This is a genomic window from Peteryoungia wuzhouensis, assembly GCF_003205195.1.
Classification (GTDB): Bacteria; Pseudomonadota; Alphaproteobacteria; order Rhizobiales; family Rhizobiaceae; genus Allorhizobium; species Allorhizobium wuzhouense.
Map to the genome: position 1 here is coordinate 717,523 of NZ_QJRY01000001.1, position 22,140 is coordinate 739,662.

The following is a 22,140-nucleotide window of genomic DNA, read 5'->3' on the forward strand; positions in this document are numbered from 1 at the left end:
CTGCGCGTCACTATCCCCGGCGACGCGTCACACACATTGACCACGAGAAGAGAGCAGGCTCAAGTGTTGAACGACACTGTGCGATGACACAGGTCGCCGCAAATTTCGTCTTTTTCCACTCAAGCGACAATGCCACCCTCCCTGGCAGGAGGATGGCATTGTTGCAGTCACGAAACGTAGGCTCGGCTTACTTCATCGTCGGCATGACGAATTCGGCGCCGTCCTTGATGCCCGACGGCCAACGGCTGGTCACTGTCTTGGTGCGGGTCCAGAACTTGATCGAATCCGTGCCGTGCTGGTTGAGATCGCCAAAGGACGAGGACTTCCAGCCGCCGAAGGAGTGGTAGGCGAGCGGAACCGGGATCGGCACGTTGATGCCGACCATGCCGATGTTGATGCGGCTTGCGAAGTCGCGGGCGGCGTCACCATCGCGGGTGTAGATCGCAACACCGTTGCCGTATTCGTGCTTCATCGGCAGATCGAGGGCTTCCTCATAGGTCTTGGCGCGAACAACGGAGAGAACCGGGCCGAAGATTTCGGTCTTGTAGATGTCCATGTCAGGGGTGACGTGGTCGAACAGGCAGCCGCCGACGAAATAGCCGTTCTCGTAGCCCTGCAGCTTGAAGTCGCGGCCATCGACCACGAGCTTGGCGCCCGCTTCGACGCCCGAGTCGATCAGCGACCTGATGCGGGCCTGGGCTTCCTTGGTGACAACAGGCCCCATGTCCGCCTTGTCATCGGTATAAGGGCCGATGCGCAGGCTTTCGACCATCGGGGTCAGCTTTTCGATCAGGCGGTTGGCGGTTTCTTCGCCAACGGGGACTGCGACTGAGATCGCCATGCAGCGCTCGCCGGCCGAGCCGTAGCCGGCGCCCATCAGCGCCTGGGCGGCCTGGTCGAGATCGGCATCCGGCATGATGATCATGTGGTTCTTGGCGCCGCCGAAGCACTGGGCGCGCTTGCCGTTCATGGCAGCCGTTCCATAGACGTAGCGGGCGATCGGGGTCGAGCCTACGAAGGAGACGGCCGAGATATCAGGATGCGTGAGGATGCCGTCGACGGCCGACTTGTCGCCGTTGACGACGTTGAGGATACCGGCCGGAAGGCCTGCCTCGATCATCAGTTCGGCGAGACGGATCGGTACGGAGGGATCGCGCTCCGAGGGCTTCAGGATGAAGGCGTTGCCGCAGGCGATGGCCGGGGCAAACATCCACATCGGGATCATGGCCGGGAAGTTGAACGGCGTGATGCCCGCGCCAATGCCGACGGCCTGGCGGATCGAATACATGTCGATATTCGGGCCTGCGCCTTCGGTGAACTCGCTCTTCGACAGATGCGGAATGCCGATGACGAATTCGCAGACTTCGAGGCCGCGGACGATATCGCCCTTGGCGTCTTCGATGGTCTTGCCGTGTTCGCGCGAGAGCGTCTCGGCGAGTGAATCCATGTTGTCATTCAGGAGCTGAACGAACTTCATGAAGACGCGGGCGCGGCGCTGCGGATTGGTGGCGGCCCACTTGGCCTGGGCCGACTTGGCGTTCTCCACGGCGGCGTTCAGCTCTTCGGCGCTGGCGAGCGAAACCTCACCCTGCACTTCGCCGGTTGCCGGGTTATAGATCGGCTGCTTGCGACCCGAAGTGCCGGCGACATGCTTGCCGCCAATGAAATGACCAACCTGATACATGGGTTTCCTCCTGAATTCTGATGGAGGCAGTATGCGCTTCGATTTCGGCAAATCAACGCGATGATTTCCGCATCCGTTGTGCAAAAATCGAAGCCACACATCACGTCCAGAGCGAGGCTTCAATCAGGGCGCGATGGGCGGCAATGCCGGCCATGACGCCGGACGCGCTCGCCAGCGTGGCATTGTGCATGGGACTTGCCGCATCGCCAGCGGCAAAGACGCCCGGCAGGCTGGTCGAGCCCATCTGGACCTTGATGTGCAGACCCTGCGGCCCTTCTTCCAGTTCCAGACCGAGTTGCGACGCCAGCGGCGAGGCGATCGATACCTTCGACTGAGCAAAGAGAGCGTCGACCTGCACAACACGCCCATCCGCCAGGCGAACACCCTCCAGCGCCTGCCCCTCGCCGATCAGTCCGACGACCCTTTCGGTCTCGATGGTCACGCCGCGGGCGAGCAGCATGGCGTGATGCTCCTCTTCGAAGACGATGCCGGGTTCGACGAACATGGTCGTCTTGCCCCAATCGGGCAGGAGACCGCCCTGATGGGCCGCAAGCGGCGACGAGGCGAGAATACCGATCGGACCGCCACCGATTTCATAGCCATGGCAATAGGGGCAATGCAGGACGGTGCGGCCCCAGCGTTCGGCAAGGCCGGGGATCTCCGGTAGCGCATCGGTGACGCCGAGGGCGAGCACGAGCACGGAGGCCTCGACCAGACGGCCACCGACGATTCCCACCTTGAACCCGCCAAGACGGCGCTCGGCGGTCTCGGCCTCCCCTTCCAGGAGGGTGAAGTTCGGATAGCGGGCAAGCTGCTCCAAGGCCCGGCGGCGAATTTCCGCCGGTGCCACACCATCCTGGCCGAGAAAGCCATGCGAAGCTTCAGCGAAGCGATTGCGCGGGCGCCCGGCGTCGATCAGGAGGATGTTGCGGCGGGTGCGGACCAGCTGCATGGCGGCGGAAAGGCCGGCAAAGCTGCCGCCGACGACGATTGCATCATATTTCATGCGGGAGGCCTTTCATGTAACTTTTGATGTTATGTATCTTCTTAAGTTACATGATCCGGACTCGTCAAGTGATGTAACTCGACTTGTTGCGTGAGCTCGCATGCGCTACGCCTGATCCACTCGAACACGGAGATGACGATGCGTGGGGATAGCCGCCTCTCCCGAATGCTGCATGTGCTGATCCATCTGGGACGCCGGAAGGATGCCGCGACGTCGGAACTGATTGCCAAGATGCTGAACACCAATCCGGTGGTCGTCCGTCGGACGATGGCGGGCTTGCGCGAGCGCGGCTATGTGCAGTCCGAAAAAGGCCATGGCGGCGGCTGGAAGCTGACCAAGGGGCTGGACCAGATCAGTCTTCTCGACGTTTACGAAGCCCTCGATCGGCCGGAGCTCTTCTGTCTCGTGCGGGCCTCCGATCATCCGGGATGCCTTGTCGAGATTTCAGTCAACGAGGCATTGGAGGACGCGCGGCAGGAGGCGGAAGCATTGCTGCTGTCGCGCTTTGCGACGCTCAAACTCTCGGATATCGCCGGCGACTTCGACAGGCGATTGGCCATGCTGGGCCTTGGCGCCGGTCTGTCGGGGTTCGACGCATGACATCCCTGCACAAAAGCCCTCCGGAGATCTTGCCATGAACTGGGACGACGTTCGCATTTTTCTGGCCGTCGCCCGCACGGGCCAGATCCTCGCGGCCTCCCGGCGCCTTGGTCTCAACCACGCGACGCTGTCGCGCCGGCTGACGGCGCTCGAAACGGCCCTGGCCACAAGGCTTTTCATCCGCCGTACCAATGGCTGCGAACTGACCGCCGAGGGCGAGGCATTTCTCGGGTCCGCAGAACGGATGGAAACGGAAATGCTGGAGGTGCAGGCACGCCTCGGTCGGACCGATACGCAGGTTGCGGGCACCGTGCGCATCGGTGCACCCGACGGTTTCGGCGTCTTCTTCCTTGCCTCCCGCCTCGGTGCCCTGATCGAGCGCCATCCCGAACTGAAGATCCAGCTGGTGCCGGTGCCACGCTCGTTCTCGTTGTCGCAGCGCGAAGCGGATATTGCGGTCACGCTGGAGCGGCCGGACCAGGGGCGTCTCGTCTCGTCCAAGCTCGTCGATTACACGCTCGGACTCTATGCCTCGCGCGCCTATGTCGAGGCGAACGGATTGCCGGTAACGGCGGAGGAACTGAAACGGCACCGGCGGGTGGGTTACGTCGAGGACCTGATCTTCACGCCATCCCTGAATTTTACCGGTGAAGTCATGCGCGACTGGAATGCCGGTTTCGAGATCTCCTCGGCGATCGGCCAGACGGAGGCCGTGCTCGCCGGTGCGGGGATCGGCATCCTGCACAGCTACATCGCACGACAGCATGAAAGCCTCGTGCGGGTGATGCCCGACATCACGATCCGTCGCGCCTACTGGACGACCTTTCATGAAAGTGCGCGGGAACTGGTGCGCGTGCGGGCCGTGGTGCAGTTCCTGCAAGAGGCCGTCGAGCGGGATCGCGGGATCTTCGACTGAGGCCGGGCCACCGGCCCCACCGGTTATCGGCAGGTCAGCGTAACCAGGCTTGGGGTGACCAGACCGCCGAAATAGGCCTCGTCCGGGCGCGCCTCGATGCTGGTAGAACAAGCACCTTCGACGTCAGGCGTGATGATTGCCGGCATGGTCGGATCCGGTCGGAATGCGATGACGAGGTCACGGTCGCGTAGGAGAACGCCGAGGGTGGAAGCCCGGATTTCGGGTTGTTCTGGAAAACGATACTCGAGCCGTAACCCAAGATATCCGTCATGCAGCTGCAGATCCGAGATCGCCGGTTCCGGAAGGGAGAGGCTTCGACCATCGAGCCGCAGCTCCGTATAGGCGTTGCGCTCTGCGAGGCGCGGCAGAAGTTCATCTGCCAGCAGGCTCACCTCAGCATCGGACAGCACACCGTCTCGGTCGGCATCGAAGCGGGCCAGCAGGCGTGCGCTGGTCGCGGCGTCAAAGGCGAGGCGTTCGGTGAGACCCGTCAACCGGGTGCCCTCCAGCGCGAAGATCAGGCGGACGGAGGCTGCAATATCAGGGTGAGCCGCGACGGCACCAGCCAGCCCGAAGACGACGGAAGAGATCGCTGCGAAGATCGACAGGCGGCGCATCATCAGATCGGCTCCGCCAGTGTTTCGGGTCCACCCGCATGGGTGCCGACGTTCTCCTCGAAGGGGATCTCGGGGAAGGGTGGCGGTATCAGGCCGCCGTCGCGCCCGGCGACATAGGCCCCGCCATAGAGAAGGGCAACGGCGAGCATCCAGCTTCCGAGAATTCGGGAGGCGGTTTGCAGGACAGGATGGGGAAAATGCGCCACGGGCCAGGCGACCGCCGTGAGGATGGAGACCTGCAGCGCAATGGCCGTTTCGAGATAATGCCGGGCAAAGAGGGCGGGATCGCCGAGGCGGGTGGCAATCGCAAGCGCAGCCGCAGCCACCGGCAGTAGCGGCAGGGCGACGGGCGCTCGCATCGTTGGCGGGAGGATCAGGATAAGACCAGTCAGGGCGCAGGCAATCGGCCCGGCGAGAAACAGGTGGGCGGCCGCGCCCGGAACCGGCGCCATGAGGATATAAAACGCCTCGCGGAACAGAAGGCCGACTGTCGCGCCAAGGACGATGGCAAACAAGGCCCAGACACGCTGGGCCTGCGCCAGCTGTCCAAGCACGACCGCGACGCCGACCAACGGCAGCAGCAATTCTACGGTGAGGATGGCGGCAAAGGCGGACGAGCCGTTCTGCATTCCGGAGGCCAGCAAGACAGCGAAGACCAGCACGGCCAATGCCGGCACGATCAGCGGAACCAGCCGGGATGGCGGAAGAGCCATCAGGCGACGAGGAAATAGACGCCGCCGAGGCCGATCAGGCCGCCGAGTGCGCGGGCAAGCTGGCCGCCATGCAGACGCTGGAAGCCGAGGCCGACGGCAATGCCGGCGAGATGGATGAGGCCGGTGGCGACAACGAAGCCGAAGGCATAGTCGGCGGGATCAGCGGCATTCGGGAGTTCGGCGCCATGGGCATAACCATGGAAGATGGCGAAGACGCCGATGACGACGAGGGCCAGCCATTCCGGCGGACGCCAGAGGCAGGCGATGGCGGCACCCAGCACGATGATCGAGAGTGCAATGCCGCTTTCGACGGCGGGAAGCGGGATGCCGGCAATGCCCATCATGCCGCCCGCGACCATGATCAACGGAAAGGCGATCGGCAGGCTCCAGACTGAGCGACCGCCCATCTGGGCACCCCAGAGACCCACGCAGAACATGGCCAGCATGTGATCGAGCCCGGAGAGCGGGTGTTCAAAACCATGCAGGAAACCGCCCCCCTCACCCACCAGCACGTGAGCCTCTGCCACCGACGGCAGCGCGAAAAGAAGTGCGGCGAGGATGAGATGAGGAAGGAGGCGAATGGACGGCATAGAAATCTCCAAACTGGGTGGGGAAGGCTGAAACCAGATTTGCGGCAAAATCGCGATGAGGCAGAAGCGAAGCATCGTGCCGCCACGACTATATCCGAATCGCGCGAAACTGTAGATGGGCAATGGTGGTTGAGACCCTGTCGAGCCGACGGGCGCTGCCACCGAGACATGACATCGGAGCGGGATGATGGACAGACTATCCAGCAAGGCGGCCCCAACGCGGCAGAGCCTCGCGGCTGCCGGACTGGCAGTCGCATTTCTTTTCATTCCCTCGCTCGCCCAGGCGCATGTGATGGATGGCCCGCTCGGTGGCTTCGGTTCCGGTTTCGGCCACCCGCTGGCGGGGCCGGACCATTTCCTCGCCATGCTGGCGGTTGGCCTTTGGGGCGCGCAGATGGGCGGGCGCTCTGTCTGGACGCTGCCGGCCACCTTCCCGCTGGTCATGTGCATTGGCGGCGTTGCCGGCATGCTGGAGATCCTGCCATCCGGCATCGTGCAGGCCGGGATCGCCATCTCGGTGCTGGCGCTGGGGGCAGCGATCGCTGCGGCCTGGAAGGCCCCGGAATGGCTGGCGCTGGCGCTGATCTCCGCCTTTGCCATCCTGCATGGCATCCCGCATGGCGTGCTTGCGCCGCGCGCCAGCGATCCGGCGGCCTTCACCGTCGGCTTCGTCGTTTCGACCGGTGTCATCCACGTGGTCGGGATCGGCATCGGCGCTGCGCTGAAGCCGATTGCCCAGGGAAAATTGGTGCAGGCAATCGGTGCGGCGATCGCGCTTGCCGGTGTCTGGTTCCTGCTGGCACTCGTCACCGGCTGAACCGCGGGCTTCCAGATGGCTGCAGCCCCTGCCCACCGGCGCATTTTGCTGCATTGCAGCCATACGGTTTCAGTTGACAAATGGACGCGGAACCGCACAAACCACGGCATCGGCCGGCCGGAGCAATTTCGGTGCGGCCCCGCGAAACCGTGAACATCCAGGCACAGGCTTTTCATGACCACGAATACCGCAGAGCTCGACTTCCATATCGTTCCCAATGCCTCTCCCATGCCTGAAGCCGAGCGGCTGGCGGCCTTCGAAAATCTGGGCTTCGGCACGCTGTTCACCGACCATATGGCCGTGGTGCAGTGGCACGCCGACAAGGGCTGGCATTCGGCCGAAGTGAAGGCCCGCGGCCCGTTCCAGATCGACCCGGCCGCGAGCGTGCTGCATTATGCGCAGGAAATCTTCGAAGGCATGAAGGCCTACAAAGGCGCGGACGGCCGCATCACCCTGTTCCGCCCGGAAGAGAATGCCCGTCGGTTCAACCGTTCTGCCGAACGCATGGCGATGCCGGAAATTCCGGAAGAGTTGTTCCTGAAGGCGGTCGAGGAACTGGTCAAGATCGACGCCAAGTGGGTGCCGGAAGGCGAAGGCAGCCTCTATCTGCGCCCCTTCATGTTTGCGAGCGAGACCTTCCTCGGTGTGCGCCCCTCGCGCGAATACATCTTCAGCGTCATCGCCTCGCCTGTCGGCCCCTATTTCAAGGGCGGCAGCAAGCCGGTCACTCTGTGGGTCAGCGAGCACTATACGCGTGCGGCCCCCGGCGGCACGGGTGCGGCCAAGTGCGGCGGCAATTATGCCGCGAGCCTGCTTGCTCAGAAGGAAGCCTCGAGCCGTGGTTGCGACCAGGTCGTCTTCCTCGACGCTGCCGAACACAAGTGGATCGAAGAACTGGGCGGCATGAACGTCTTCTTCGTTATGGATGACGGCACGGTCGTCACCCCGCCGCTGTCCGGCACCATCCTGCCCGGCATTACCCGCAACTCGATCATCAAGCTTGCCGGTGACAACGGCTTGAAGGTCATCGAGCGCCCCTATTCCTTCGACGAGTGGATGGCGGATGCCAAGAGCGGCAAGCTGCGCGAGGCCTTTGCCTGCGGCACGGCCGCCGTGGTCGCCGCGATCGGGACGGTGCGCCATCCGGAGGGTGAGTTCGTCATTGGCAATGCAGGCACCGGCATGGAAACGGAAAAGCTGCGCAATCAGCTGACCGGCATCCAGCGCGGCACGGTGGCCGATCCCTATGACTGGGTGAAGGACGTCACCCGCCTCTAAGGGCACACACAAAAAAGCCGCACAGCGATCCTCCTCACGGGAGAGGCGATCACTGTGCGGTTCCAATCCGGAGGTCAGGGGCCGGACAGGGGATCTCGTGTCTCAGGATCAGGCCGCGTGGTTGCCCTGGGTCACGATGACGGGGATCAGGAGATCACCCCAGTTGCCGTCACCGCCATGGTGACGGGCCGAGCGAACGAGTTCGACCGAGACGCCAGCATCGACGGCCTTCATGATCGAGTGGTTGAGACGGTGCAGGTCGTTGGCCAGCATGCGGATCATCGCCTGCTGATCGGTGCTCATGGCCGAGGACTGTTCTTCGGCGCGTTCCTTGACTCGGGTCTGGGGTGTCATCGCATTTCTCCTCTTGATGTCAGGGGTTTTTGAAGTCACCTCCCCCTTGAGGGGGAGGTCGCAGCTTAGCTGCGGGTGGGGGTGAACCTTTGATGATTGCGGTGGTCACCCCACCCCGGCACTGCGTGCCGACCCTCCCCATCAAGGGGAGGGTGCGATCCTTACTCGGCCGCCGGCTTGAACTGCTCGGTTTCGGTCGATTCCTTCATCGCCGTCGTCGAGGACTGACCGGCGGTGATGGCGAGCGAGACGGCGTCGAAATAGCCGGTGCCGACTTCGCGCTGGTGCTTGGTCGCGGTGTAACCGTTCACTTCCGCCGCGAATTCCGCCTCCTGCAGCTCCGAATAGGCGGCCATCTGGCGATCCTTATAACCGCGCGCCAGTTCGAACATGCCGTAGTTCAGCTGGTGGAAACCGGCGAGCGTGATGAACTGGAACTTGTAGCCCATGGCACCGAGTTCCCGCTGGAACTTGGCGATCGTCGCGTCGTCGAGATGCTTTTTCCAATTGAAGGACGGCGAGCAGTTGTAGGCGAGCTTCTTGCCCGGATGGACCTTGTGCACCGCTTCGGCAAACTTGCGGGCCTGTTCGAGATCCGGCTTGCCGGTCTCCATCCAGATCATGTCGCAGTGCGGCGCATAGGCGATCGCACGGGCGATGCAGGGCTCGATGCCGTTCTTGACCTGGTAGAAGCCTTCCGCCGTGCGGCCGGCATCATAGTCGACGAAAGGCTGGTCGCGCTCGTCGATGTCGGAGGTCAGAAGCTTTGCGGCCTCGGCGTCCGTGCGGGCAACGATCAGCGTCGGCACGCCCATGACGTCAGCGGCAAGACGGGCAGCCGTCAGGTTGCGGATATGGGCCTGGGTCGGGATCAGAACCTTGCCGCCGAGATGGCCGCACTTCTTTTCCGAGGCGAGCTGGTCTTCGAAGTGAACGCCAGCAGCACCGGCTTCGATGAAGGCCTTCATGATCTCGAAGGCGTTGAGCGGGCCACCGAAGCCGGCTTCCGCATCAGCGACGATCGGGGCAAACCAGGTGTCGACCGACAGGCCCTTGCCTTCCTGCGTTTCGATCTGGTCGGCACGCTGCAGTGTCTTGTTGATGCGCTTGGCAAGCTCCGGTGCTGCATTGGCCGGATAGAGCGACTGGTCCGGATACATGGCAGAAGCCGTATTCGCGTCAGCGGCAACCTGCCAGCCGGAGAGGTAGATGGCCTTCAGGCCGGCACGAACCATCTGCATGGCCTGGTTGCCCGAGAGAGCGCCGAGTGCGTTGATGAAGGGCTCTTCGTTGATCAGCTTCCAGAGGCGGTTCGCCCCCATTTCGGCGAGCGTGTATTTGATCTCGACCGAGCCGCGCAGGCGCTTCACGTCTTCTGCAGTATAGGGACGATCGATGCCGTCATAACGGCCCTTCGGGGCATTCGGAACGAGATTGTAAAATTCAGTCATGACGTGTCTCCCTGTCACTGCTCGGCGCGGGCAAGCGAAACTTCCGAGTTTTTCTTGGCCGCTTTTGATGTGACTAGATTTACACCGCACCGCAAAACAGGGCTAGAAAATTCGATAAAACAACGGCCTGAAAGAGGTCAGGCTGTCTTGCCTTTGACAGGAACGCAATGTAAATTTGTAAAGTTAGTCAAAGAACTTCAGAGGCAATCAGCGGCCTCTTTTGTAAGGATCTGTAAATTGGCGGAGCGCAAAATCTTTGCAGGACCCCGGGTGCGGCGCATTCGCAACGGGTTGGGCCTGACCCAGACGGCCATGGCGGAGGCGCTGGAGATCTCGCCCTCCTATCTCAACCTGATCGAACGCAACCAGCGCCCGTTGACCGTTCAACTGCTCCTGAAGCTCGCCTCTGTCTATAAGGTGGATCTCGACGAACTGCAGGGCGAGGCCGGCGGCACGGCCAGCCAATTGCGCGAGGTCTTTGCCGACCCGTTGCTGTCGGGCGAACTGCCCGGCGATCAGGAACTGATCGAGGTGGCGGAGGCCGCCCCCAATGCGGCGAGCGGCATCATCAAGCTCTACCGCGCCTATCGCGAACAGGCGGCGCGGCTTTCCGACCTTGCCGATCTTCTCGCGCGCGAGGGGCACCAGACGTCGCTCTCAGGCGCGCGCCTGCCAATCGACGAGGTGCGGGAGGTCTTCGAGCGCCGGGCGAACTATTTTGGCCGGCTGGACGAGGCAGCGGAAGCTTTTCATTCTAACCTGGGGCTTACGGCGGGCGATGATCTGGCGGTCGCCCTGAAATCCTGGTTGCGCAACACGCACGGGATCGTGGTTCGCGCTCTTCCTGTGCAGACGATGCCGTCGCTGCGGCGACGCTATGACCGTCACTCCATGCGGCTCTTCCTGTCGGAACGGCTGTCCGCCTTCGACCAGTTGCGGGAGGTGGCGATGGAAGTCGCCTTGCTGGCACTGGGGGAGGTTGTGCAAGCCGAACTGGAGGCGCTTGAACTGAGCTCCGGCGAAGCGCGGCGGCTCGGTCGCTTCGAACTGGCGCGCTATGGCGCACATGCCCTGATGATGCCCTACGGCACGTTCCTCTCTGCAGCGATCCGCGCGCGTTATGACATCGACATCCTGCGGGCGCGCTTCAACGTCTCCTTCGAACAGGCCGCCAACAGGCTCACCATGCTGCAGCGACCCGGCGCTGCCGGTCTGCCTTTCTTCATGATGGAGGTGGATAATGCCGGCAACCGCTTCCGGCGGTCGGGTGCTCAAGGGTATCCGCATTCGAAGTTCGGTGGCGCCTGTCCCAAGCTCAATGTGCATGCGGCCTTCGCGCAGCCGGGACAGGTTCTGGTCGAGCAGGTCGAGATGCCGGATGGCGCAGGCTTTCTGACGATATCGCGCACCCTGGAGGGGCCGCAGGCGGGGTTCGGCGAGCGGATCCGCCGCACCGCCATGCTGGTCGCCTGCGACATTGCCCATCGCGACGACGTGGCCTATGCCGCCGCCCTGCCCGACCGGACCGTCGCGCCGATCGGCATCGGCGCGGCCTGCCGTCTGTGCGAGAGATCCGGCTGTCTGGCCCGCGCCGAGCCACCGCTGACGCGGCCGCTCGGCCTCGATGAAATGGTCACCGGGCTCTCTGCCTTCGATTTTCAATGAACGATCGGCTTCGCTGACAAGACGCCCACTGCCTTCGCGTCCGCGAAGAATTTTGCTTGTCGCACGTCCAATTCCTTTCTAGTCTCTTAAAAAATAACGGGAATGGCATCGGGGGCTCTCGCTCCCCAAGGCTGGAACAGGAGAAAAAATGAAGGCTCATTTCATCCGTACGGCGTCAGTGGCCCTGGCGACGATCTTCATCACATCGGCTGTCCAGGCGCAGGAGCGCGTCGTACACGTCTATAACTGGTCGGACTATATCGACGAGTCGGTGCTGCAGGAATTCACCAAGGAAACCGGTATCAAGGTCGTCTACGACGTGTTCGATTCCAACGAGCTGCTTGAGACCAAGCTGCTTGCTGGTGGATCCGGCTATGACGTGGTCGTGCCGACCGCGCCCTTCCTTGCACGCCAGATCCAGGCCGGCGTGTTTCAGAAGCTCGACAAGGCGAAGCTGCCCAACCTGAAGAACATGTGGCCGGAAGTGTCCGAGCGTCTGGCGAAATACGATCCCGGCAACGAATATGCCGTGAACTACATGTGGGGCACCACCGGCATCGGCTACAACGTCGCCAAGGTGAAGGAAGTTCTGGGCGCCGATTTCAAGGTCGATAGCTGGGATGCGGTGTTCAAGCCTGAAAACGCCGAGAAACTGGCAAAGTGCGGTCTCAACATCCTCGACGCCTCCGACGAGACCTTCGCGATTGCCATGAACTATGCCGGCAAGAACCCGGACAGCAAGGATACTGCCGATCTCGAAGCCGGCGGCGAGGTCTATTCGAAGATCCGTCCTTCGGTCCGTACCTTCAATTCCTCGGCCTATATCGACGACCTCGCCAATGGCGATATCTGCGTCACGATCGGCTGGTCGGGCGACATCCTGCAGGCCAAGGCTCGTGCGGAAGAAGCCAAGAACGGCGTCGAGATCAACTACGTGATCCCGAAGGAAGGCACCTATATGTGGTTCGACAACATGGCCATCCCGGCGGATGCGCAGAATGTTGCCGAGGCGCACGAATTCATCAACTTCATGATGAAGCCCGACGTCATCGCCAAGGCCTCGAACTATGTTCAGTATGCCAACGGCAATCTGGCGTCCCAGGAGCTGATCGATCCGTCAGTTCGCAACAATCCGTCAGTCTATCCGCCTGAAGACGTGATGGCGAAACTCTTCACGATCCAGCCTTATGGCCCGAAAGAACAGCGCGTGCTGAACCGGGTCTGGACACAAATCAAGACCGGCAGCTAATTGCCGACACACACCGCCGGGCGCTCCAAGCGTCCGGCGTTTTACTTCCTGCTTGGGGCAATAATCAAAACACGACTGGGATCGGGTAATGGCGAAGTCATTGGGACCTGTTAAACGCAAATTCTCTCCGTGGACCGAAGCGGACGCCGTGCCGTTCATCCGGTTCGAAAACGTGACCAAACGCTTTGGCGATTTCATCGCTGTCGACAACCTGACACTCGATATCTACGAGCGCGAATTCTTCTCGCTGCTCGGCCCGTCCGGTTGCGGCAAGACGACCCTGATGCGCATGCTGGCCGGCTTCGAACAGCCGACATCGGGTCGCATCCTGCTGCAGGGCAAGGACCTTGCCGGCACGCCGCCCTACAAGCGTCCGACCAACATGATGTTCCAGTCCTATGCGCTCTTCCCGCACATGACGGTGGAGAAGAACATCGCGTTCGGCCTGGAGCAGGACAACCTGCCAAAAGGCGAGATCGATGCCCGCGTTCAGGAGATGCTGAAGCTCGTCAAGCTTGAGACCTTTGCGAAACGCAAGCCGAACCAGCTGTCGGGCGGCCAGCGTCAGCGCGTGGCGCTGGCGCGCTCGCTTGCCAAACGCCCGAAGGTGCTGCTGCTCGACGAACCGCTCGGGGCTCTCGACCGCAAACTGCGCGAAGAGACCCAATTCGAGCTGATGGACATCCAGACCAAGCTTGGCCTTACCTTCCTGATTGTCACCCACGACCAGGAAGAGGCGATGACCGTTTCCGACCGGATCGCGGTCATGGACAAGGGCATCCTTGTCCAGGTGGCAACGCCGGCGGAAATCTACGAGGCGCCGAATTCGCGCTACGTGGCCGACTTCATCGGCGACATCAACATTCTCGAAGGCAAGGTCGCCGCCAAGGAGACCGGCACGGCCGGGGAGCTGGTCAAAGTGGATTGCGACGGCGCGCTGATCACCGTCGACCAGACCTGTGATGCCAATGTGGGCGACAGCGTCGCGTTCGCCATCCGGCCGGAAAAGGTGCGCATCTCGACTTCCAAGCCCGATGAGGCCACGCCCAACGCGCTTCATGGCGAAGTGTGGGACATCGGATATCTCGGCGACTTTTCAATCTTCATCGTCAAACTGGATGACGGACGCATGTTCCGCGCTGCCCAGGCGAATGTTTCGCGGCTGGTCGACCGGCCCATCACCTTTGGCGACATGGTCTGGCTGTCCTGGCCGGGCGATGCCGGCCTCGTCCTGACACGCTGAGGAGGGCGACATGGCCGAACCCGTCGCCGCTTCCACCACATCCGGTCCAGCCCGCTGGCTGGTCGTCATCATCCCCTATCTGTGGATGGTGCTGTTCTTCGTCGCCCCCTTCCTGATCATCGTGAAGATCTCGCTCTCGGACACGGCAATTGCGATGCCGCCCTACGTGCCCGTGCTTGACGGGCTGTCTGCCATCGGCGACTTCTTCCGCCAGCTCGACTTCGAGAACTATACCTTCCTCACGGAAGACCCCCTCTATTTCAACGCCTATGTGTCGTCGCTGCGCATCGCGGCGATCTCGACCCTGCTGCTGCTTCTGATCGGCTATCCGATGGCGCTCGCCATGGCGCGTGCGTCCGTCACCATCCGGCCGACGCTGGTCATGCTGGTCATCCTACCCTTCTGGACCTCGTTCCTGATCCGCGTCTACGCCTGGATCGGGATCCTGAAACCCGAAGGTCTGCTGACGGCGCTGCTGCATTCGCTCGGCCTCATGGACGAAGGCAATCAGGTGCAGATCTTCCGCACCGAGATCGCCGTCTTCATCGGCATCGTCTATTCCTACCTGCCGTTCATGGTGCTTCCGCTCTATTCGGCCCTCGAAAAGATGGACGGCACGCTGCTCGAGGCTGCCAGCGATCTCGGCTGCCCGCCCTGGAAGGCGTTCTGGAAGATCACCTTCCCGCTCTCCATTCCCGGTGTCATTGCAGGCGCGATGATCTGCTTCATTCCGATCACCGGGGAATTCGTCATCCCGGACCTGCTGGGCGGCGCCCAGACGCTGATGATCGGCAAGACGCTGTGGACCGAGTTCTTCGGTAACCGCGACTGGCCACTTGCCTCGGCGGTCGCTGTCCTCCTTCTCCTGCTTCTGGTGGTTCCGATTGCGATCTTCCAGAACCAGCAGCAGAAAGCGTGAGGTGGACCGATGAAACCTGGTAAATTCGACGCGACGATCCTGACCATCGGCTTCGCCTTCCTCTATATCCCGATCCTGATCCTGGTGATCTACTCGTTCAACGATTCCAAACTGGTCACTGTCTGGGGCGGATTCTCGCTGAAATGGTATGGCGCCATGTGGCAGAACGAGGGCCTGATGAGTGCAGCCTGGGTGACCCTCAGGGTCGGGCTCTTGAGCGCGACCCTCGGCACCATCCTGGGCACGCTCACGGCGCTGGCACTCGTCCGCTACGGCCGGTTTCCCGGCCGGCTGCTGTTTTCCGGCATGGTGTATGCACCGCTCGTCATGCCGGAGGTGATCACCGGCCTTTCGCTGCTGCTGCTCTTCGTCGCCATCGGCGTCGATCGCGGCCTCGTGACGGTCGTCATCGCCCATACGACCTTCACCATGTGTTATGTGGCGATCGTCGTGCAGTCGCGACTGCTGACTTTCGACACCAGTCTTGAGGAGGCCGCGCATGATCTCGGCTGCCCGCCGGTCAAGACCTTCTTCAAGATCACTCTGCCGCTTATCCTGCCTGCGGTGATATCCGGCTGGATGCTGGCCTTCACGCTGTCGCTCGATGACCTCGTGATCGCCAGCTTCACCACGGGACCGGGCGCAACGACGCTTCCGATCAAGATCTATTCGCAGGTGCGCCTCGGGGTGACCCCGGAGATCAACGCAGTCTGCACCATCCTGATCGGGATCGTCACGATCGGCGTGATCATCGCGTCGATCGGCACCAAGCAGCGCGAGTTGCAGCGCCAGCGTGATGAACATGTCGCTGCCCGCGGGGTAACGGCCTGAGACTGAAGACGGTTTTCCATTGCCGTCCCGCTTATCCGCGGGGCGGCAACAGCATGTAGGTGAGGAACCACAGCGGAATGATCACGATCGCGCCCATGAGCATTCGTGGGGCGGTCCAGGCAAATGCCGCGACGATGCCATCCTGAATGTCCTGTGCCGTCAGCCCCAAGCCATCGAGCACCGTGCGTGGTGTCAGTCCGAAGAAGGACAGAAGCGTCCCCGCGATCAGCGAGGCCAGCGCCATCTTGATCAAGCCCGAAACGAATGCCTGCACCGTCCGTCCCCCAGACGTTCATCGATTCGACACATAGTAACGCGTGCCGAACCGAAGTGAACTGTCCCGCTTCTCAAGCCCCCTGTTCTTTATGGGTTTGCAGAGGCTGCGGGCGGAATGGGGGAGATGACGGGATCGGCGAACCCGCCTCCGATGAAGAAGCGTACTGCGCCCTCAGATGGAGCCGTTGACGAAGGCGACAGCTCGCCGATCATCGCCAGCGCCTTTCGGCTGTAGGGTATGATGCCGGAGAACGAGAGCGATTGATCCGCGCCGACAAAAACACAGCGCTCGATCTCGGCCGACCCGTTGGCAAATCGTGCCCGCATGTCGAAGCGGTCGAAATCGAGATGCCCCGTCCCCGCTGCACTCAACTGGAAATAGGCCCGGTCGAGCGCGAACCGCCGGATACCATCGACGTCGAAACCTTGCAGCTCGCCGGCATTGGAAGAAATGCGCAGGGTCCCCGACATGGTCTCGATGTTGCGACGCCAGCCGGCGCCGGTCAGCCGCGCATTGAGATCGATGGAGCCTGTCCCGGCAATGGCCGGCCCGTCCAAGGCGAGCCCTTTGGCCAGGTCACCGAGGCGCGCATCGCTGATCATCACGGCAAGTTCCGCGCCTTCGCTGAAGCCATCACCCGTGCCGCTGATCCGGGCGCTGAGAGAACCACCGAGGAACTCGCTGTCTGCGATCACCAGCTTCAGCTGATCTCCACGGCCGATGAGGCTCGCGCCCACATTCTCCAATTCGAACGGTGTCAGCGTGGCGGTGCCGGCAGACAGGCGCAAATCGAAATCGAGCCAGCGTGTCAGGCTCGGCAGGCGCACGTCGGCCCGGTCGCCGATCTCGATCGACAGGGCCTGCAGCAGATCTTCAAGCTCCAGATGATCGAGTGCGAGCGTGCCGCTCAGCATCGGCCGACTGTCGGGCGCTCGGCGAACGGCCAGGAAGCCTTGGCCCCGGCTGTCATTGACGCCGAAATTGAAGTCCTCCAGGCGCCATTCGTCATCCGCCTTGATCAGCCGGGTCTTGAGCGAGGCTTTTTTCCAGCTCTCGGTCCCGGCGACCCGGACGCCGGCGAGTGCCGCGACCGCCGAGACGTCGGTCAGCGACAGCTCGATATCACTGCTGCCGGCAATGCCGTGGCGCAGGTTGACCGCGCCCGCGAACTTGCCCGTCATGCCCGGGACTTCGGCAGACACACTGATCGTGGCATCCTGGCCGCCGATCATCAGCAGCGGCGCGCCCGTTTCCAGTTTCAAGGAGACCGGCGCACCGTCATAGGTGAACGATGCCTTGCCTGAGAGTGCGGATGACAGCTTTGGCCAGTCGATCTCTGCGGTGACGCCACGCGCCTCGAAGTTTCGACCGCTTGCGGCATCCACGAGAAGGACCTCGCCATCGACCACATCCACCGTGCCGACATCGGCATCCATGCCCGTTTCGATCTGCTGTCCGCCCGCCCCGCTCGGCATGACCGAGCGCACTGCCTCACTGAGGCGTCCCTCGTTGCTCCAGTCGAGCCCTCCATCCGCACCCCGTTCGATGCGGATCTTCGGGCGGACGAATTCGAAGGCGTTGAAGCGCGGCTGGCCGCGGACTGCCGAGAGAAGGCTGAAACTTGCCGAGAGGGCATCTATCTCGCCGAGAATCTGGCGCGACGCACCCTTTCCACGGCTCACCGTGATACCTGTCAATGTCACCTGCGGCTCCGGCCAGAAGGTGATCTCCGCGACGTCATCGATCGAGACATCGTGCCCCGTCCAACGCGACACCGCCGACGCCAGTGCGGAGCGCACCAGGGCGCTCGAAACCAGATGGGGGGCCGCCAGCCGAAGACCGATAGAGCCGACGACCAGGATCACAATCGGGACCAGGACGAGCTTCAGCAGGCGGCGCCACTTCGTCCTGTGCGCTGCTCTATCATCCTGTCGCGAAAGACGATCGGCTGATGACATCCATTTTCCTTTGCCGGAACTTTAGGACCGGTTGGCAAGCTTCCTGCGCGATACAGGATTTGGCCTCCTGCTGCAAATGGTCTCGCACCCATTGATGCCGCAAATCCCGCTTCATGTCGCACTGCACTATGCTATAAACCTCAGCCATCTGCGGAGGAGAATTTTATGGAACAAGCCCCCCTTTGGGTCCCGTCGGAGGCATTCAAGGCCGCCCAACCCCTGAGCCATTTCATCGATTGGTGCGAATCCTCTCTTGGGACCTCGTTTGCGGATTATGACAGCTTCCATACATGGTCGACCAGCGATCGGGGTGCATTCTGGTCGGCGGTTTGGGACTATTGCGGCGTTGTCGGAACGAAGGGCGGCATTGCGCTCGCGAATGAAGACGACATGCTGCAGGCACGCTTCTTTCCCGAAGCCCAACTCAACTTCGCAGAGAACCTGCTCGCGCATGCAGGCGAAGGCGATGCGCTGATTTTCCGTGGTGAGAACAAGGTCTCAGACCGCTGGAGCTGGCAGAGACTGACCGCCATGGTCTCCCGCCTGCAGCAGGCGATGCAGGCCTTGGGGATCGGCCCTGGGGACCGTATCGCCGCGATGATGCCCAACATGCCCGAAACCATCGCGCTGATGCTGGCTGCCAGTTCGCTCGGCGCCATCTGGTCGTCCTGCTCGCCCGATTTCGGCGAACAGGGCGCTCTGGACCGGTTCGGCCAAATTGAGCCGAGCCTGTTCATCGCCTGTGACGGCTACTGGTACAACGGCAAGCGACAGGATGTCGCCGACAAGGTAGTGGCCGTTGGGGCCAGGCTTGGCGTGCCTGTGCTCATCGTTCCCTATGCCGGAGAGACGGCAGCGCTCGTCGAAAAACTTCAGGACGGCCGAAGCCTCGAACAGTTCGTCTCGCCGTTTTCCGTCAAGGAGATTGTCTACCGCCGCCTGCCCTTCGCCCATCCGCTCTACATCCTCTTCTCATCCGGGACGACGGGCGTGCCGAAGTGCATCGTGCATTCAGCCGGCGGCACCTTGTTGCAGCATCTGAAGGAACACCGGTTTCATTGCGGTATCAGTGCCGGCGACCGGCTGTTCTACTTCACCACCTGCGGCTGGATGATGTGGAACTGGCTTGCGTCTGGGCTCGCCTGTGGCGCAACGCTTTGCCTCTTCGACGGTTCGCCCTTCTACCCCGATGGCAATGTTCTGTTCGATTATGCGGCTGAGGAACGGTTTGCGATCTTCGGGACCTCCGCCAAATATATCGACGCCGTGCGAAAGGGGGGACTGACGCCGAAGACGACTCATGATCTTTCGAGCCTTCGTCTCATGACCTCGACCGGGTCTCCCTTGTCTCCCGAAGGCTTTTCCTTCGTCTATGAGGGGATCAAGGGCGACATCCAGCTTGCCTCGATTTCCGGCGGCACCGACATCGTCTCCTGCTTCGTGCTGGGCAATCCGCTGAAGCCGGTCTGGCGTGGGGAGATCCAGGGGCCGGGGCTGGGCCTTGCCATGGACGTTTGGAACGACGAGGGCCAACCGGTGCGTGGCGAGAAGGGTGAGCTGGTCTGCACAAAGGCCTTTCCTTCGATGCCGATCATGTTCTGGAACGACCCTGACGGTGCCAAGTATCATGCCGCCTATTTCGACCGTTTCGACAATGTCTGGTGCCATGGCGATTTTGCCGAATGGACCGAGCATGGCGGGATCATCATCCACGGCCGTTCGGACGCCACGCTCAATCCGGGCGGCGTGCGCATTGGAACGGCGGAGATCTACAATCAGGTCGAACAATTGGACGAGGTGATCGAGGCGATCTGCATCGGACAGGACTTCGAGGACGACGTGCGCGTCATCCTCTTCGTGCGCCTGGCGCCGGGGCTTACGCTCGACGAGGCGCTGGAGAAGAAGATCAAGGCGAAGATCCGCACGGGTGCCTCGCCGCGGCACGTGCCGGCGAAGATCATTCAGGTCAGCGACATTCCCCGCACCAAGTCGGGCAAGATCGTGGAACTTGCCGTACGGGAAGTGGTGCATGGCCGTCCGGTGAAGAACAAGGAAGCGCTGGCCAACCCGGACGCGCTCGATCTCTTCGCCAATCTGCCGCAATTACGGAGTTGACGTGATTGTGTCCCGAAACCTGCCGCCCCGGACATAACACCTCAATTCTAGGGTAGTCCGCGGGCACCGGCGGTAAGGATCTGTTAAGCCGGGTTTGGCAAGACTATCGGCAACTTGGAGACGCACGATGATGTGCGGTCAGAGCCAGCGACGGCTCCGAAGACATGATGTTGATCGCTTTCTTCTCCGGTTCGACAGCATCCACTGCGGGCGGCTTCGGCCGCCCATTTTTTTGTCATCAGCGCTTGTCGTCCAGCGAACGCGACACGAGCAGTACCGGCACCAACCCAGCGAGAATGATGATGATGGCGGCGACGGCCGCATCTTGCGCCATGCCGCGCGAGGCATCTTCGTAGACGAGTGTCGCCAAGGTATTGAAGTTGAACGGTCGCAACAGGATGGTGGCGGAGAGTTCCTTCAGCGTTTCGATGAACACCAGAAGACCGGCTGTCAGAACGGCTGGCCTCAGATTGGGCAGGAGCACCTGCCGGAGCGTCTGCGGCCCGGATCGTCCGAGCGTGCGGGCGGCCATGTCGAGATGCGGCGACAGCTTCTGGAAACCGGCGTCGATGGTGCCTTCGGCCATGGTGAGGAAACGCACGGTATAGGCATAGACGATGGCAAAACCCGTACCGGACAAGAGAAGCCCGCTGGATATGCCGAATGTCTCACGCAAGAAACCGTCAAACGCGTTGTCGAAGGCAGCCAGCGGGATCAACACGCCGATGCCGAGCACGGTTCCGGGAATGCCGTAGCCGAGGGACGCGAAGCGGCTGGCACCGCGCGCCAGACGGGAACGCTCGGTGCGGGCCGCATAGGCGAGCACAAAGGCGAGGAAGACCGTGATCAGGGCGGCCGTTGCGGAGATGACGGTCGAGTGCCACAGGGCATCCAGCAGTCTCGGCTGGAGGAAATCTCCCAGGCGCCGAAGGGCAAAACCACCGAGCACGCTCACCGGCACGACGAACCCAAGCAGAATGGGCAGAAGGCAGAACAGGCTCGCCAAGACGCCTTTGGCGCCCCGAAGCTTCAGCCTGACGGCATCGACGACAACGGCAGTCGTCTTGTGGCTGGCAAAACGCTGGCGCTTGCGGGCATGTCTCTCGACAAAGAGCAGAAGCGCCACCAGTGCGAGCATGACGCAGGCGATCTGCGCGGCACCGGCCAGGCTGCCACGGTTGAGCCAGGTGTCGTAGATCGAGAACGTCAGCGTCTGCACGCCGAGATATTCGACTGCGCCGATGTCGTTGAGCGTTTCCATCATCACCAGCGTAAGGCCGATCATGATGGCGGGCTTTGCCATCGGCACCTGGATGCGGGCGAAGACGCGCAACGGGCTGGCGCCCAGCGTGCGGGCAACATCGGCCGCCGCGCGTCCCTGCATCAGGAACATCGAGCGGCATGCAAGATAGATGTATGGATAGAGCACCGATGACATGACCAGCACGGCACCGCTCAGGGACCTGACTTCGAAGAAGCTGTAGTCGCGCGCGGAGGTGTAGCCGAAAACTCCCCGATACAGCGTTTGCACCGGGCCGGTGAAATCCAGAAATTCGCCGAAGGCATAGGCGGCGAGATAAGACGGGATAGCGAGCGGCAGAACAAGGGCTGGCGACAGGATACGGCGGAAGGGAAAATCGCAGGCAGCGACCAGCCAGGCCGTGCCGATGCCGAAGGCGGAGGTGACCAGCCCGGTAAACAGCAGCAGCCAGAGCGTGCGCAGACCCGCCTTCGGGATGACATTGGTCAGCATGTGCTGCCAGTTCTCCGGATCGGACGACAGTCCAATGAAAAAGATCGCGACGATCGGCATGACGACGACCAGGGCCACGAGCAGGGCCGCCCGGGTGGCGACAC

General features: G+C 62.2%; 20 protein-coding genes. 10 read left to right on the top strand and 10 right to left on the bottom strand.

Going from position 1 to position 22,140, the window contains the following annotated elements:
* Positions 1 to 187: 187 nt before the first annotated feature.
* Both DMY87_RS03605 and DMY87_RS03610 read right to left on the bottom strand, forming a co-directional pair.
* The gene (locus DMY87_RS03605) at positions 188 to 1,684 is read right to left on the bottom strand and encodes a CoA-acylating methylmalonate-semialdehyde dehydrogenase (RefSeq protein ID WP_110789889.1); all 1,497 of its coding nucleotides are present in this window, start codon (positions 1,682 to 1,684) and stop codon (positions 188 to 190) included.
* 100 nt (positions 1,685 to 1,784) lie between these two features.
* Positions 1,785 to 2,690, bottom strand: coding sequence for an NAD(P)/FAD-dependent oxidoreductase (locus DMY87_RS03610; RefSeq protein WP_110789890.1), 906 nt, complete (start codon positions 2,688 to 2,690; stop codon positions 1,785 to 1,787).
* A 138-nt stretch (positions 2,691 to 2,828) separates the two neighbouring features.
* Here DMY87_RS03610 and DMY87_RS03615 point away from each other — a divergent pair, with 138 nt between their 5' ends.
* Positions 2,829 to 3,290, top strand: coding sequence for an Rrf2 family transcriptional regulator (locus tag DMY87_RS03615; protein WP_110789891.1), 462 nt, complete (start codon positions 2,829 to 2,831; stop codon positions 3,288 to 3,290).
* A 34-nt stretch (positions 3,291 to 3,324) separates the two neighbouring features.
* Positions 3,325 to 4,206 (top strand): LysR family transcriptional regulator, encoded by an 882-nt coding sequence (locus tag DMY87_RS03620; protein WP_110789892.1) that lies wholly within the window; start codon positions 3,325 to 3,327, stop codon positions 4,204 to 4,206.
* Positions 4,207 to 4,229: 23 nt separating this feature from the next.
* On the opposite strand, the gene DMY87_RS03625 is transcribed toward DMY87_RS03620, so the two are convergent.
* Genes DMY87_RS03625 through DMY87_RS03635 form a run of 3 tightly spaced genes read right to left on the bottom strand, consistent with a single transcriptional unit; the run spans position 4,230 to position 6,126 of the window.
* Positions 4,230 to 4,826 (bottom strand): DUF1007 family protein, encoded by a 597-nt coding sequence (locus tag DMY87_RS03625; RefSeq protein ID WP_110789893.1) that lies wholly within the window; start codon positions 4,824 to 4,826, stop codon positions 4,230 to 4,232.
* On the bottom strand, positions 4,826 to 5,536 hold the full coding sequence (locus DMY87_RS03630; protein WP_110789894.1) for a hypothetical protein: 711 nt from the start codon (positions 5,534 to 5,536) through the stop codon (positions 4,826 to 4,828). The genes DMY87_RS03625 and DMY87_RS03630 overlap by 1 nt, the downstream gene beginning before the upstream one ends.
* Complete coding sequence (locus DMY87_RS03635) at positions 5,536 to 6,126, bottom strand: HupE/UreJ family protein (protein ID WP_110789895.1); 591 nt, start codon at positions 6,124 to 6,126, stop codon at positions 5,536 to 5,538. The genes DMY87_RS03630 and DMY87_RS03635 overlap by 1 nt, the downstream gene beginning before the upstream one ends.
* A 187-nt stretch (positions 6,127 to 6,313) precedes the next feature.
* On the opposite strand from DMY87_RS03635, the gene DMY87_RS03640 reads away from it, so the two are divergent.
* Both DMY87_RS03640 and DMY87_RS03645 read left to right on the top strand, forming a co-directional pair.
* Positions 6,314 to 6,943 carry a HupE/UreJ family protein gene (locus DMY87_RS03640; protein ID WP_110789896.1) on the top strand — a complete coding sequence of 210 codons (630 nt, stop codon included), beginning with the start codon at positions 6,314 to 6,316 and terminating at the stop codon, positions 6,941 to 6,943.
* 174 nt (positions 6,944 to 7,117) lie between these two features.
* Positions 7,118 to 8,221 carry a branched-chain amino acid aminotransferase gene (locus DMY87_RS03645; protein WP_110789897.1) on the top strand — a complete coding sequence of 368 codons (1,104 nt, stop codon included), beginning with the start codon at positions 7,118 to 7,120 and terminating at the stop codon, positions 8,219 to 8,221.
* A gap of 108 nt (positions 8,222 to 8,329) precedes the next feature.
* On the opposite strand, the gene DMY87_RS03650 is transcribed toward DMY87_RS03645, so the two are convergent.
* Both DMY87_RS03650 and aceA read right to left on the bottom strand, forming a co-directional pair.
* Complete coding sequence (locus DMY87_RS03650) at positions 8,330 to 8,575, bottom strand: SMc00767 family acetate metabolism repressor (protein ID WP_110789898.1); 246 nt, start codon at positions 8,573 to 8,575, stop codon at positions 8,330 to 8,332.
* A 161-nt stretch (positions 8,576 to 8,736) separates the two neighbouring features.
* Entirely contained in the window at positions 8,737 to 10,026 is a 1,290-nt protein-coding gene (aceA, locus tag DMY87_RS03655; RefSeq protein WP_110789899.1) for an isocitrate lyase, read from the bottom strand.
* 237 nt (positions 10,027 to 10,263) lie between these two features.
* On the opposite strand from aceA, the gene DMY87_RS03660 reads away from it, so the two are divergent.
* From DMY87_RS03660 to DMY87_RS03680, 5 genes are all read left to right on the top strand, one after another.
* The gene (locus tag DMY87_RS03660; RefSeq protein WP_110789900.1) at positions 10,264 to 11,691 is read left to right on the top strand and encodes a helix-turn-helix domain-containing protein; all 1,428 of its coding nucleotides are present in this window, start codon (positions 10,264 to 10,266) and stop codon (positions 11,689 to 11,691) included.
* A 148-nt stretch (positions 11,692 to 11,839) separates the two neighbouring features.
* Positions 11,840 to 12,940 carry a polyamine ABC transporter substrate-binding protein gene (locus DMY87_RS03665; protein ID WP_110789901.1) on the top strand — a complete coding sequence of 367 codons (1,101 nt, stop codon included), beginning with the start codon at positions 11,840 to 11,842 and terminating at the stop codon, positions 12,938 to 12,940.
* 88 nt (positions 12,941 to 13,028) lie between these two features.
* Complete coding sequence (locus DMY87_RS03670; protein WP_110789902.1) at positions 13,029 to 14,183, top strand: ABC transporter ATP-binding protein; 1,155 nt, start codon at positions 13,029 to 13,031, stop codon at positions 14,181 to 14,183.
* A gap of 10 nt (positions 14,184 to 14,193) precedes the next feature.
* A complete protein-coding gene (locus DMY87_RS03675) occupies positions 14,194 to 15,102 on the top strand; it encodes an ABC transporter permease subunit (protein WP_110789903.1) in 909 nt (302 codons plus the stop codon).
* A 9-nt stretch (positions 15,103 to 15,111) separates the two neighbouring features.
* Complete coding sequence (locus tag DMY87_RS03680; protein WP_110789904.1) at positions 15,112 to 15,933, top strand: ABC transporter permease; 822 nt, start codon at positions 15,112 to 15,114, stop codon at positions 15,931 to 15,933.
* A 31-nt stretch (positions 15,934 to 15,964) separates the two neighbouring features.
* Here the strand turns inward: DMY87_RS03680 and DMY87_RS03685 are convergent, their stop codons facing one another.
* Positions 15,965 to 16,207: a hypothetical protein gene (locus tag DMY87_RS03685; protein WP_165826133.1), complete on the bottom strand. Its 243-nt coding sequence runs from the start codon at positions 16,205 to 16,207 to the stop codon at positions 15,965 to 15,967.
* A gap of 89 nt (positions 16,208 to 16,296) precedes the next feature.
* Positions 16,297 to 18,168: an AsmA family protein gene (locus DMY87_RS03690; RefSeq protein ID WP_110789905.1), complete on the bottom strand. Its 1,872-nt coding sequence runs from the start codon at positions 18,166 to 18,168 to the stop codon at positions 16,297 to 16,299.
* A 165-nt stretch (positions 18,169 to 18,333) separates the two neighbouring features.
* On the opposite strand from DMY87_RS03690, the gene DMY87_RS03695 reads away from it, so the two are divergent.
* The gene (locus DMY87_RS03695) at positions 18,334 to 20,283 is read left to right on the top strand and encodes an acetoacetate--CoA ligase (RefSeq protein WP_110789906.1); all 1,950 of its coding nucleotides are present in this window, start codon (positions 18,334 to 18,336) and stop codon (positions 20,281 to 20,283) included.
* Between the two features lie 238 nt (positions 20,284 to 20,521).
* Here the strand turns inward: DMY87_RS03695 and DMY87_RS03700 are convergent, their stop codons facing one another.
* On the bottom strand, positions 20,522 to 22,096 hold the full coding sequence (locus tag DMY87_RS03700; RefSeq protein ID WP_110790368.1) for an ABC transporter permease: 1,575 nt from the start codon (positions 22,094 to 22,096) through the stop codon (positions 20,522 to 20,524).
* Positions 22,097 to 22,140 lie beyond the last annotated feature (44 nt).